Raw genomic sequence first — 13,224 nt, forward strand, 5'->3', positions numbered from 1 at the left:
TAAAGGTTTGGTTATTCTTTTAAAAACCGCTTTCTCAGCAGCTGACGATTGTCGTTGATCTCAAAGATATAAAGACCTGCCCTAAAATCCCTTATATCGACCTCTAAAATATTCGTGGCAGCAAAATGAACGCCCTCTTTGAGAATTCTTCCAGTGACATCCAAAATCCTGTAATTGAATTGGTTAAAGCCTGAAGGGACCATCACTTCCAACCTGTCTTTGGCTGGAACAGGAAACAGCTTAAACCCTGAAAGATCAACGATTTCTTGGTCAAGGGATGTAATCAAATCCTCTAGCAAAATTTCACCTTTCGGAATGGGAAGTCTTTTATTGGTGAAAAGCAAAAATGAGTTTGCACTCAATTTCATGTCCTTCGTGCTACCCAAAACCGAAACTTCCTCTCCCGTAAAATAATTGTACCAAAGACCGGAGGCGGGAAAGGAAAGAGAGGCATTTGCGATATCCGTCAAACCAAAATTACCATAGAGCAACATTTGAAGATCCCCATCGGAAATCTGAATGGATTTCAAGGCTTGGTTAAAATCCAATAGGACTTCTTCGGGTTTATTGAAGAGATTGAGCTCCTTTTTCAATAAAGCCATTGCCGAATAGAGGTTGAAAAGGCGCTGACGGTCGGGATTGTCGAGGTATTCCCATTTGGTGGGTTTTACTCCTAGCCTATCGTTGTTCAACTCTTGGTCGTATCCAAATTCCTCAAATTGCCAAAGCATTTTTGGTCCGGGTATGGCGAAGAAAAATGCAGACATCAATTGATTCCTGTTCACGGCATTGCTGAGGTTTCGAATGTTTAAAGGGGAAGTCTGCCCGTAGGTCAGAGATTCCCACATCGTCCTTTCTTCGTCGTGGCTTTCCATGTAACTGATCAGATTGTTATTTGCCCATCCTCTGGTTTTGAAATACGCCCAATTGAAGTTATTGGAATTTCCTTTGGCCATTTCCCTGAAATCACCATTGATATTGCCCCATAGCAGGAGTCCATGCTCAGCCAGCTCCCTTTCCTCCACGTTATCGGCAAAATGCTCCAAAATCACATAAGCGTCGGGATGATTTCCCTTGATCCGATCATAAATATGCTTCCATATTGCGATCCTTGATTCATCTTTTTGTCCCCAAAAGCCCACATTGTTTCCTGAGTTGACTTGTGTAAAACCTTTGCTCAAATCGAAACGAAATCCATCCACTTTGTATTCTGTCAGCCAATAATTGTTTACAGAATCCACAAAAGATTTGGTGTAGGCACTTTCATGGTTGAAGTCATAACCAACATTGAAGGGATGTTTGGCTGCCCTGTTGAACCAGGGATTCTCCTCGGTGGGTGCGCCATAGTCGCCGTCGTTGTAAAGCCGAACCATTGGGTTTTGACCAAAGGCATGATTGAGGACCATGTCCATGATGACCACTATATTTCTTTTGTGCGCTTCATCGATGAGTGTCTTCAACTCATCTTTGGTTCCGTAATATTTATCGGGAGCAAAAAAGAAAGCAGGATTGTATCCCCAAGAAAGATTCCCCTCAAATTCCTGAACTGGCATCAGTTCAATTGCATTGATTCCCAAATCCACCAAGTAGTCCAGTCTTTCGGTCACCGCCTTATAACTTCTCCGCTCATCAAAATCCCGAATCAGGAGTTCATAAATCACCAATTCCTCAACAGCAGGCTTCTTGTAATCTAAATATTTCCAAGGATATGCAGTTTGTGCAGTTTGGAGGTAGGTGGCTTGGAACTCTGTTTTACCGGAGGGGAAAGGCTTCAAGCCAGAATATCTGTTGTCATTGATGATCTCCAAATCATGGAAAGGGTCGGAAATTTTATCCGCATAGGGATCTCCTATCCTGATGCTGCCATCCACCAAATACTGGAAGATATATTCTTGACCCGGAATAAGCCCATTCAATTTCAACCAGAAAATCTCCCCATCCGGCGTTGCATTCATCTGATATTGAGGCAATACTTGCCAATCATTGAAATCTCCGATGACAAACACATTTTTCTTGTTCGGAGCTTCCAATGCCAAGATCACCTCTGAATCTGAGAGATAATTGATCCCTTTTTTAGCACCTATTGGCAATGGCAACTGGGGGCTTTGGCCAACCACATTGATCAGCAGCTCTTCGGAAGCTGATTGCTGGTTTTGGGTAGCTTTCGCCAAAATCGAAAAAACACCCTCTGATTGGGCTGTAAAGGAGTATTGAAGTTTATCTTTGTTGGTGGCAGCTGCTACTTCATCCCCGTCAAGGCTTAGCGTAAGATCTGCATTCTCAGAAGCCACAATTTCAATTTCTTGGGTATCCCCTATTTCAAGCAGTACGGAAAGTGCTTTGGGTTTGGTAAATGCAACCTGAAACCCTTGGCTGAGCTCGATGAAAATATCAGAATTGGTTTCTGACGCCCCTTTTTTGGTCCCATCAGCATTTCTAAAAACCAGCCCAAGTCTGTAAATCTTCTGATCTGCAGTGGTACCAAAAAAATCATTGGGCGTCATTTCCCACTCCCAGGTATTGGCAGTACCTGCTACCTTTGTCATTTTGGCATTTGAATTGGCTGTGCCCCATTGAAATGGCACGATTGCCCAAACGGTGGAGGTGGGATTCTGGAGAATCGCACCAATATGGATATAGATGGGGTCCACACCTGAAAGCTCGGTGGTTCCTTTGGAAGCATCGTATATAATCTTTACTTTTTGATCCCCCCGTGGAAATCCAGGAACCGTAGTCACCTGTCCATAAGTAAATTGAGCCATTGTCAAAAACAAAATGGCAGCCAGTAATTTTGGGAGTTGTGTTTGCATGTTAATTCGAAATATTACCCCATGAATTGCGAAAAGCAAGTTCTTTTTCCAGAAAATCACAAAAAAAGTAGTGCAAACGTCACCGCAATCGTTTGCACTTCCTAAATGAAAAAAATACTTTTTTATTGTTCTAGGGAGTATTACATTACGCGGTGGCTATCTGATCTTTTATTTCAATCCCAATCGGGACAAAACATTTGGTCAGCAGACTAGTATTATCACTATCTATGAAATTAGGACAAGTTACGATTGTAGACATTGCCAAAGAGTTGAATATCTCCCCATCGACAGTTTCCCGGGCATTGAAAGACTATCCGGGAATCAGTGATGAGACAAAAGAAAAAGTGAAAGCTTTGGCAGCAAAATGGAGCTATCGGCCCAATGCCGTGGCCATGAGCTTGCGGAGAAGCAAATCTTTCACCATCGGTGTGATCATCCCTGAAGTGGTTCATTTTTTCTTCTCAACAGTCATCAGTGGAGTGGAGGAAATCGCGTTTTCAAATGGCTACAATGTCATTCTTTGCCAAACAAATGAAAGCCTTGCCAGAGAAAAATCGAGTATAGAGACAATGCTTTCCAATCAGATTGATGGGCTGTTGGTGAGTTTTTCTAAGGAGACAGTTGATTTTGAGCACTTCAAAAAATTGATTGACATCAACTTCCCCATTGTCTTTTTTGATCGGGTTCCCGACCTTGAGAATACAGTAAATGTCACCGTCAACGATTTCCAAGGAGCTTTCGAGGCTGTCAAGCACTTGATCGCACAAGGCTGTACAAAAATCGTTCATCTCGCAGGACCCAAAAATCTGGACATCAGCAAGCAAAGGCAAAAAGGCTATATGGAAGCCTTAAAGCAGGCCAATATCCCACTGAATCAGGATTGGATCATTGAATGCCCGAAAGGCACGCAGGAAGAAAGTTTTCAGATCACCAAAGAAATTTTCGAGAAATCACCTGTTCCGGACGGGGTGTTTGCCTCCAATGATATCGCTGCGGCGGGCAGCATGATGGCACTCAAATCGCTAGGCCTTAAAATACCAGAAAATGTCGGAGTCGTTGGCTTCTCCGATTGGCAGTTTTCGGCAATGATTGACCCACCGCTTTCCACGGTTTCCCAACATGGGTTCAATATTGGTCAAACAGCCACTAAATTGCTTTTGGACCTGATCGACAAGAAAAAAGAGGCCATCACCACCAGGGAACACCGAACCATAGTGCTGGAAACTGAGCTCATTATCCGGCAATCTTCCCAAAGAAAAAAATTCTAGGTTAATTTTCATGTGGGCCGCTTTATTTGTGCAAACGTTTGAATAGGGCCATATTTTTTGTTTTGGGGCATTAATTCTTGCGTTGTTCGCCAGGGTCTGCTCCGCTTCTTTTGCCATTGTTTTTTACTTTGATTTTCCTTCCTAAATTAGATTTTTGCAATTGCCCAAATTAAAACATACAGCTTAAATTACCCATACAAATGACGGAAGTGACCAATAAAAGAAAGGGAAAGCAAAACCTTGCCATAGGAGAAGTTCAATCTTGGGAAAAATCGGAAATTGGAATCTCTGGAAAAACTTCCGAGGCTAATTTTTCGATCACTTTGTATGAAGTGCACACCATCCGGATTCAGGTGAGCAAAGACGATGATTTTTCCCCAAATCCCTACAGCGTCATTGGAAGCCCAAAAAAATTGGATTTTTCTGTTGTGGAAAATGACAAATTTATTTCTCTTGAAACTTCAAAAATCCATGTTCAAATTAATCTTTCCCCATTTGGCCTGACCTTTTTAAGCCCGGATGGGATAGTTTTGAACCAAGATGATCCAGCTTTTGCGGTTTCATGGCTGGGTACAGAAGTTAGCAATTACAAAAAAGTTCAGAAAAAGGAGCGATTCATCGGGCTGGGTGAAAAAACAGGAAATCTCGATAGGGCTGGACGTGCCTATACCAACTGGAACACGGATTATTTTGCCTATGGGGTGAATGATGATCCGCTCTATATGTCCATCCCATTCTACATAGGATTGCACAATAATCTGGCTTATGGTATATTCTTTGACAACTCCCACAAGACCGTTTTCAATTTTGGTGCTTCCAACAACCGATTTGTATATTACAGTGCTGAAGATGGTGATTTGGATTATTATTTTTTCCACGACTCGACTGTTTCAGGAATCATCAGCGCATACACCACATTGACGGGACGCATGGAGATGCCACCGCTTTGGTCTCTTGGATTCCAACAATGCCGGTATTCCTATTATCCAGATTCAGAAGTGATGACACTAGCCAACACTTTTCGTGAAAAAAACATGCCTGCAGATGTCATCTACTTGGATATCCACCATATGGAAAAGTACAAGGTATTCACATTTGACGGCGAAAAATTTCCCAACCCAAAGGCGATGGTAAGCAGCTTGAAGGAAAAGGGATTTAAAGTGGTCGTGATCATGGATCCTGGAATCAAATCTGATCAAGATTACCTTCCTTATGCCGAAGGCATAGAAAAAGGACTTTTTGTGGAATATCCCGATGGGGAAATTTATGAAGGACAGGTTTGGCCGGGCTGGTGTGCTTTCCCGGATTTCACCAAAACAGAAACCAGAGCATGGTGGGCCGAAAAAATGGCTTTCTATCAAGAAATCGGAGTAGATGGCTATTGGACGGATATGAATGAACCGGCTTCTTGGGGTCAGTTTACACCAAATCTCTTGAACTTCCATTATGAAGGAGAAGAAGTCAGCCATCGAAAAGCCAGGAATATTTATGGTCTTCAGATGGCAAGAGCTGCGATGGAGGGAAGTTTGCTTCACAATCCCGAAGAAAGACCCTTTGTCCTAAGCAGATCGGGATTTTCAGGTATCCAACGTTTTGCCGCTGCCTGGACAGGTGATAATGTGGCCAGCGAAGAACACATGATGGCGGGCATTCGCCTTGTCAATAGCCTGGGCCTCAGCGGCGTGTCTTTTGCTGGATATGATGTCGGAGGATTTTGTGGAGAATCCAGCAAATCGTTGTTTGCCAGATGGATGAGTATTGCCACTTTTGCGCCACTCTACAGGGCCCATTCCATGATCAACAGCAATGACGCAGAGCCTTGGTCATTTGGGGAAGAAGTGGAAGAAATTTCCAGAAATTACATGAAACTTCGGTATCGTCTACTGCCAACTCTATACAGCGGATTTTACAAAAGCACTGTCGATGGCTTGCCGATTGCCAGAAGTCTTGCCATCGATTTCCCACATGATCCCCATGTGTATGAAACGGCTTACCAAAATCAATATATTTTCTGTGATAAATTCCTGATCGCCCCTGTAGAAAGCACCAAGGAAATCGCCAAAGTATATCTCCCCGAGGGAGAATGGTATTACCTCTTCAATGATCAAAAATATTCGGGCAATCAGGTGATTTACGTCGATACCCCCTTGAATTACCTACCGGTTTTTGTAAAAGCAGGATCTGTACTGGCACTACAATCAGACGTTTCGCATACAGGTGAAAAGCACGATGGTATTTTAAGACTTCATTTTTACAACAGCAAAGGAAAAGCCCAGTATCTGCACTACGAAGATGATGGACATAGCATGGCATATAAAAACGGTGGATTTTTCAAAAGGGAAATCGAATGGGCATCCACAGGAGAAATACTCCATTTCAGAAAATCTGAAGGGCAGTTTGCCTCAGCATTCCACTCTGTAAAGCTTCTTTTTCACGGCCTGGATATCAAAAAAATCAAATTTGCTGGAGAGCTTATAACAACCAAGAAGGAAAACATGGCTTTTCTGGATAAACTTTCTGAATTGGATCCCTTACCGGATCAACTCCACCCCTACTTTGATATAGAGGAAATCCAAAGCGTCACCATTGATCATCTGGCTGAAGCCTTTTCGATTGAACTCCAATAGAAATCCAATACAACCCATAACCGTTAATTATCAATTGCCCCAAAATAATGCTAAAAATCATAGAAAAACCGCGCCTCAATTTTTGGCAGATCTGGAACATGAGTTTCGGGTTTCTGGGCATTCAATTTGGCTTCGCGCTTCAAGGAGGTTTTATGTCTCGTATTTTCCAAACCCTTGGTGCGGAGAAAGATGCCATTCCGCTGCTTTGGATAGCCGCACCCTTGACCGGACTGTTGGTGCAGCCCATCGTGGGTTACCTCAGCGATAGGACTTGGCATCCAACCTTCGGAAGGAGGAAACCATTTTTCTTTATTGGTGCAGTCTTGAGTACTGCCGCTTTGTTTTTCGCCCCTTATTCAAGTGCGTTGTGGATGGCGGCAGGATCACTTTGGATTTTGGACGCATCCATCAATATCAGCATGGAACCCTTCAGGGCCTTGGTTGCAGACAAACTACCAGACAGCCAACGGTCCTATGGATTTGTGGTGCAGACCTTGATTATCGGGATAGGCACTTGGGTGGCGAGTAATCTCCCTTGGATGATGACCCAGATCGGTATCCCGAACACAGCAGAACCAGGGATCATCCCCGATTCGGTTAAATTTGCATTTGGGATAGGCGCTTTTGTATTGTTAAGTTCCATTCTCTTTACCATTTTCAAAACCGAAGAGTACCCACCCGAAGACCTACAAATTTTCCAAAGGGAAAATGAGGAAAGCAAAGGTTTTTTCAATGGATTCAAGGAGATTTTCAAAAACATTGCGGAGATGCCTTTGGTGATGAAAAAATTGGGATTGGTCCAATTTTTCTCTTGGTTTGCATTTTTCACGATGTGGAGTTTCGCCACTCCAGCCATTACCGAACACATTTTCAAATCCACCGATACGTCTTCCGTGGCGTATAACGATGCTGCGGACAGCGTTGGGAATTATCTTGGAACCTATGGTTTGGTTTCCATGTTTTTTGCTTTGATTTTGGCATTTGTCACCAGTAAAATGAAAATCAACCGAAAATTGGTGCACATGTTCAGTTTAATTGCTGGCGGATTTGGTTTTATCCTGATCTATTATATTTCAGCGCCTTGGATGCTCCATATTTGCTTTGCTTTGGTGGGGATTTCTTGGGCAAGTATCCTTTCCATGCCCTACGCCATGCTTTCGGGTACGGTAAATCCCAAGCAAATGGGAGTTTATATGGGTATTTTCAACATGTTTATCGTAATCCCGCAGATTGTGGCTGCTTTGGGGGGCATCAATTTCTTGTATAAATTCTTGTTTGGCGAGGAAGTTATCTTTACTATGGTTTTGGCGGGGACTTCATTGATTCTTGCTGGATTGTGTAACCTTCTGATCACCGATAGAGGCGCCACACATGATGTTTGATCTCCACTTATCCATCCCAAAGGATGCACATCCAGAATTGAAATTTGTTTGATTTAAAGAGATTATATTAGAATTCTCAATGGAGCAATAATTTCGAAAAAAATTGATTATGGAAACTATAAGAATCATAGGCGTACCAGAACATTTTAATTATGTGTGGGAAAAAGTGGTGGAAAGTCAACCTTTTTTAGATCAGGAAATCAAGCTGGAGTGGCAAAATGAATCCAGAGGTTCGGGAGAGATGAACAAGGCGATTCGGGAAGGGAACGCAGATGTCGCCATCGTACTGACAGAAAGTTTTGTGAAAGATAAAATAGAGGGTAACCCCGGAAGTATTATCGGGTTTCATGTCAAATCCCCTTTGGTTTGGGGTATTCATGTTTCCGGAAGGTCCAAAGTGACTGAATTGGGAGAATTAAAAAATGCACCTTTTCTCATCAGCAGGTTTGGTTCAGGTTCTCACCTAATGGCTTTTTTGTTGGCCGAAAGAGAAAAATGGGATTTCAGTGTTTTGGAGTTTGAGGTTATTGGCAATATGGAAGGTGCCAAAAAAAGTTTTATCAGCGATATTCCGAAGACTTTTCTTTGGGAAAAATACACCACCAAACCTTTGGTTGACCAGGGTTCTTTCAAGAGAATTGGCGAAATACCGACGCCTTGGCCCTGCTTTGTGATCGTGGCATCCGATGAATCCATTCAAAAACACCGTGAAATATTACGAAAATTGAGGGATTTGGTCTATGAAAAATCAAGTACGCTCCGTGCTGACCCTGATTTCCCGATCCAGTTGAGCGATAAATACGGGATTTTACAGGAAGATATTCAAGCTTGGCTTAAGCAAACCCAATGGGCGGAAGATTCTCGGGTGGATTTGGAGATTTTCGAAAACACAATGAACATTTTAAAAAGATTGGGATTGATCCAGAAAAAAATAAGTCCAGACAATTTTGTTTTTAAACCACTTGTGCAGGCAAAGTAATGGTGGATTTGCGTAAGGTAAGGGTTATCAAGGTACCCTTACCTTTTTCACTTTGAATTTCCATGGCCCCATCCATCATAGGGATGATCTTCTTACAAAGGATCAAGCCCAAGCCTGTGCCCCGTTCCTGTTCCGTTCCCATACTTGATTTCATAAGTATATCCACTCCAGTAATGGCCTCCACTTGCTCTTTTGTCATACCGATGCCATAATCTTGGATTTTCAATATAGTGTTGAGAGCTGTCTCTTCGGTAAAAACAGCTATCACCCCTCCTTTTTTGGAAAATTTAAGGGCATTGCTAATAAAATTACGCAAAACTACTTGTAACAGATCCTTGTCGGCCATTATCAACGCGTTTTGCTGAATGAGAATTTTAAAGCTTACATTTTTTGTACTTGCTTGGTATTCAAAAAGGTTTAAGCAAGGCAGGATAACTTCAGAAACTTCCAATTCCGCCATATTCACCCTAAACCCATCCAGTTGTGTACGTGACCAATTGAGTAAATTGTCAAGGTTGACAAACAAGGCATCCACATCACGTTTTAAGGTATTGGAAATGGATTCAAATTCCTCTTTGCTCAGTTCCTTTTGATGGATCAAATCCAATACGCCTTTCAGTTGTGCAACAGGTGCTCTCAGATCATGGCCAAGAATGGAAAAAAGGGAATTCTTGGTAGTATTGGCATCTTGAAGTTCCAAAGATTTAATTTCCAATTCCTTCTTTTGAAGGTTTACTTTTACCTGCTCCTGTTTGAGGTTTATGTTGGTGACTTCGGCCTTTCTATTCAGAATAAAAAGCCAAATTAAAAATACCACGAATACAACCGCAGCAAGGGTCATAAAAAACACAGTCTTTTCCACCGAATCCAATTTGATGGCTTTAAGTTCATTTTCGGATTTCAAATAAAGAAGCTCCGTCTCTGACTTCTCTACCTCAAACATTCCCTGTACCAAGGCCAATCGGTTCATGTCTGATTCAGAATCAAGTTCTTGATTGAGCTCGATATAGAATTTTTGATAAATAAATGCTTTTTGTAGATCTCCGGATTCCTCATAAGCCTTCGCCAAATTTTTATAGATTTGGAGCAATTCATCCCTAAAGGAGTTGGATCTCGCTATTTCCAAGCCACTTTCCAGTACTTGAATAGATTTGGAAATCTCCCCATTTTTAAGATATGCATTGCCCAATCTGTGCAACACGGAGGTTTCAAATGATTTCAATTTCTGATGTGAGCTCACTTCCAGAGAGTGCTTATAGGTGTCAATGGCCTTGGACAATTCCCCTTTACCCATGTGGATATCTCCGATTACCCGATTTGTAAAACTGTAAAAATAATGAGAACCATCCTGTTCATTTACTTTCAAGGCCTCTAAGGCATAAACCATTGCCGAATCCAACTCCCCAATTAGGGAAAAATTCAATGCAATATTGTTCACACTCCTGATTTTGACATAAGGATCATTTAATTGAAGTCCCAGGCCATAAGCTTCCTTGAATTTTTTGAGTGCTTCTACATAATTTTTTTGTTGGTAATAGAGTGCTCCAAGATTATTCAGCACCATGGCAACCTCTCTATAATCGCCTTGAGAAACCCCTATGGTATAGGCAGTTCTAGAATACCTGAAAGCTGGCTCCCATTTTCCCAAGCGGTAGTAGATCCAACCTATATTCCCCATTGCCCTACCCAATCCCAGACTATCTTGGAATTCTACCGCCATTTTTTCGGCAGTTTCTCCATAGGACAAAGCCTCCTCCAAATCCAGTTCCCTTAATAAAAAAGTTAGCTTGTTCAGGGCATCAATTTTTAAGGAACCACTTGGCTGTTGGCGGATTACCTGTTTCAAGCTATCCGCATTCTTTTGCCTCGCATCAGTAAAATTCGGAATAATGGCGATAACAATCAAAAAAATGAATTTTCTATACATGCTTGGAATCAGGAGCGTTATTTCATGAATATTAGAAAACAAGTTGCATATAATCAATGGATTATACAACAAAAGCGGGGAATCCGAATCAGCTTTTATTGCATAATCCAATAAATTGATCAGACTCTGAGGAGTGATTTTTTAATTTTAATAATTCCAAATCGGGTCTTACCACTTAAGATCAAAACATTTCCCAGTTCCAATCCTGATTCATTTGAGAGATGGCATGGTGTGCTGTCAAGTCATATTGACAAGGGACAATGGAAACATAATTGTTGGCGATTGCCCATTCGTCATTGTCTTCTCCCTTATCAAAATTGACAAAATTGCCCGCCATCCAGAAATAATTGCGTCCATTGGGATCAAAGCGTTCCTCAAATACTTCTTGCCATTTTGCATGTGCTTGGCGACAAATCTTGATTCCTCTGATGGATTCGTTTCTTTTTGGGGGAAAGTTCACGTTTAGCGCAACTCCCTTGGCCATGCCATGATCCAGTACCTGCTTGCAGATTTTGTAGACATATTCTTCCAAATGGTCAAATTCGGCCTTGGAAGAGTAATCACAAAGACTAAAACCGATAGAAGGGTATCCTTCCAAAGCACCTTCTATTGCCGCCGACATGGTCCCCGAGTAGAGCACTGAGATGGAGGTATTGCTTCCATGGTTGATGCCACTGACCACCAGATCAGGCTTTCTTTCTTTCAACACATGATGTTTGGCCAATTTCACACAATCCGCGGGTGTACCACTGGATTTGAATGCAACTACATCCTCAAAAATATCTTCTTCATATAACCTGAGTGTCTCACCGATGGTGATGGCATGACCCATTCCGGATTGTGGGCTATCGGGTGCCACGACGACTACGTCACCCAGTTTTTTCATAATGCTAACTAATACCCTGATGCCTTTAGATGTTATTCCATCATCATTTGACACAAGAATAAGGGGCTTTTTTGACATAAATAATTAATTAAGTTGGTTGTAATAAGCTGTAATTCTCAGTAAATCACCTCTTTTGTCGTGTGAAAGTCTATTTTTTCTCATGAACAGCTCGACTTCATCTGCCCTATTTCCAAAAAAATCAAACAGCTCTTTTTTCTTTTGCGAATACTTCTGGATTTTACCATCCTTAAAAAAGTAATAATTGAAGGCCATGCGATGTGCACCCATCATTTGGGGTCCCCACATGGGGTTCATCATCATCGATCCATACATACCCACCCCTCTGTTGTCTGTGGCGATATACTCTCTACAGAGCAAAGCAATATCATCTCCCTGAGTGAGGATTTCGAAGAAAACCGGTGTTTCGTAATCTGTGGCCAAAGCATAGGGGAGCGCATAAAACACCCTTATTCCCCCATAGATTTCATCAAATATTTCAAATTGGGACACATTTGAGGCGCCAAAAGTCTCCAAGTTCTGGTCCTGCATCTGTACTAGATTGTTATCAAGATCATACTTGATGTTGCCTTGAAATACCTGACCCGCATTGGTGATTATTTTCCCTTGGTGCCAAATCTGCGAAGGAAACTGATTCTGTTGTGCAATCAGATGTTGGCCCATAAAGAATATGAAAAGAGAAGAAAGCAGTATCTTATTCATATCGATTTGTTTTTTGGTGTTACTAACTAAGTAACGCATTTGGGCTAGGATTGGTTGATTGAGCATCCAATTTTATAAAACAAAATACCCCGATTGCTCAGGGCATTTTGATCATTTGTTTTTCATGATGGTATGCCCCATCTTGTCGCGCTTGGTAGCCAGGTATTTTTCGTTGTGTGGATTCGAAAGGATCTCGATGGGAATCTGTTCTACTATTTCAAGCCCATAACCCAAAAGGCCAACTCTTTTAGTAGGGTTGTTCGAAATCAAACGGATTTTGCTTACTCCCAAATCCCTAAGAATCTGAGCTCCTACCCCGTAATCACGATTGTCCATTGGAAATCCCAAGGCAAGATTTGCCTGAACGGTGTCCATTCCCTGCTCTTGAAGTTTATATGCCTTCAGCTTATTGATCAACCCAATTCCTCTTCCTTCCTGATTCATGTACAGCACAACCCCTTTCCCCTCCTTCTGGACCATTTCCATGGCGTGGTGAAGCTGTGATCCACAATCACATCGACAGGAACCGAATATATCTCCTGTAATACAGGAAGAATGTACCCGCACCATGACCGGTTCGTCTATGGCCCATTCCCCTTTGATCAAAGCCAAATGATGGTCACCG

9 protein-coding genes are annotated in these 13,224 nt (G+C 42.1%); 4 read left to right on the plus strand and 5 right to left on the minus strand.

Annotated features, from left to right (window positions below; all coding sequences use genetic code 11):
- Positions 1 to 11: 11 nt before the first annotated feature.
- Positions 12 to 2,810, minus strand: coding sequence for an alpha-amylase family glycosyl hydrolase (locus Q7J63_RS20410; protein ID WP_304888841.1), 2,799 nt, complete (start codon positions 2,808 to 2,810; stop codon positions 12 to 14).
- 227 nt (positions 2,811 to 3,037) lie between these two features.
- Between Q7J63_RS20410 and Q7J63_RS20415 the strand changes: the two genes are divergently transcribed.
- The 4 genes from Q7J63_RS20415 to Q7J63_RS20430 all read left to right on the plus strand — a co-directional run bounded on the left by Q7J63_RS20415 (position 3,038) and on the right by Q7J63_RS20430 (position 9,066).
- Complete coding sequence (locus Q7J63_RS20415) at positions 3,038 to 4,078, plus strand: LacI family DNA-binding transcriptional regulator (protein ID WP_019597131.1); 1,041 nt, start codon at positions 3,038 to 3,040, stop codon at positions 4,076 to 4,078.
- Positions 4,079 to 4,278: 200 nt separating this feature from the next.
- Entirely contained in the window at positions 4,279 to 6,705 is a 2,427-nt protein-coding gene (locus tag Q7J63_RS20420; protein ID WP_304888843.1) for a glycoside hydrolase family 31 protein, read from the plus strand.
- 47 nt (positions 6,706 to 6,752) lie between these two features.
- Positions 6,753 to 8,087 carry an MFS transporter gene (locus Q7J63_RS20425; RefSeq protein ID WP_304888845.1) on the plus strand — a complete coding sequence of 445 codons (1,335 nt, stop codon included), beginning with the start codon at positions 6,753 to 6,755 and terminating at the stop codon, positions 8,085 to 8,087.
- 109 nt (positions 8,088 to 8,196) lie between these two features.
- On the plus strand, positions 8,197 to 9,066 hold the full coding sequence (locus Q7J63_RS20430; protein WP_019597134.1) for a hypothetical protein: 870 nt from the start codon (positions 8,197 to 8,199) through the stop codon (positions 9,064 to 9,066).
- Here Q7J63_RS20430 and Q7J63_RS20435 read toward each other — a convergent pair.
- The 4 genes from Q7J63_RS20435 to ribA form a co-directional block, all read right to left on the minus strand.
- A complete protein-coding gene (locus Q7J63_RS20435; protein ID WP_304888847.1) occupies positions 9,041 to 10,993 on the minus strand; it encodes a tetratricopeptide repeat protein in 1,953 nt (650 codons plus the stop codon). The two genes, Q7J63_RS20430 and Q7J63_RS20435, sit on opposite strands and share 26 nt — an antisense overlap.
- 181 nt (positions 10,994 to 11,174) lie before the next feature.
- Complete coding sequence (surE, locus tag Q7J63_RS20440; RefSeq protein WP_026333544.1) at positions 11,175 to 11,957, minus strand: 5'/3'-nucleotidase SurE; 783 nt, start codon at positions 11,955 to 11,957, stop codon at positions 11,175 to 11,177.
- 6 nt (positions 11,958 to 11,963) lie between these two features.
- On the minus strand, positions 11,964 to 12,599 hold the full coding sequence (locus tag Q7J63_RS20445) for a hypothetical protein (RefSeq protein WP_304888849.1): 636 nt from the start codon (positions 12,597 to 12,599) through the stop codon (positions 11,964 to 11,966).
- Positions 12,600 to 12,710: 111 nt separating this feature from the next.
- The coding region (gene ribA, locus Q7J63_RS20450) for a GTP cyclohydrolase II (protein WP_304888851.1) at positions 12,711 to 13,224 on the minus strand (514 nt) is incomplete at its 5' end.

It is taken from the genome of Rhodonellum sp. (assembly GCF_030656585.1).
Classification (GTDB): domain Bacteria; phylum Bacteroidota; class Bacteroidia; order Cytophagales; family Cyclobacteriaceae; genus Rhodonellum; species Rhodonellum psychrophilum.

Bases quoted from the DNA above. Each gene is read 5' to 3' on its own strand.
- Q7J63_RS20410 (WP_304888841.1), bottom strand. From the start codon at position 2,810: ATGCAAACACAACTCCCAAAATTACTGGCTGCCATTTTGTTTTTGACA.
- Q7J63_RS20415 (WP_019597131.1), top strand. From the start codon at position 3,038: ATGAAATTAGGACAAGTTACGATTGTAGACATTGCCAAAGAGTTGAAT.
- Q7J63_RS20420 (WP_304888843.1), top strand. From the start codon at position 4,279: ATGACGGAAGTGACCAATAAAAGAAAGGGAAAGCAAAACCTTGCCATA.
- Q7J63_RS20425 (WP_304888845.1), top strand. From the start codon at position 6,753: ATGCTAAAAATCATAGAAAAACCGCGCCTCAATTTTTGGCAGATCTGG.
- Q7J63_RS20430 (WP_019597134.1), top strand. From the start codon at position 8,197: ATGGAAACTATAAGAATCATAGGCGTACCAGAACATTTTAATTATGTG.
- Q7J63_RS20435 (WP_304888847.1), bottom strand. From the start codon at position 10,993: ATGTATAGAAAATTCATTTTTTTGATTGTTATCGCCATTATTCCGAAT.
- surE (WP_026333544.1), bottom strand. From the start codon at position 11,957: ATGTCAAAAAAGCCCCTTATTCTTGTGTCAAATGATGATGGAATAACA.
- Q7J63_RS20445 (WP_304888849.1), bottom strand. From the start codon at position 12,599: ATGAATAAGATACTGCTTTCTTCTCTTTTCATATTCTTTATGGGCCAA.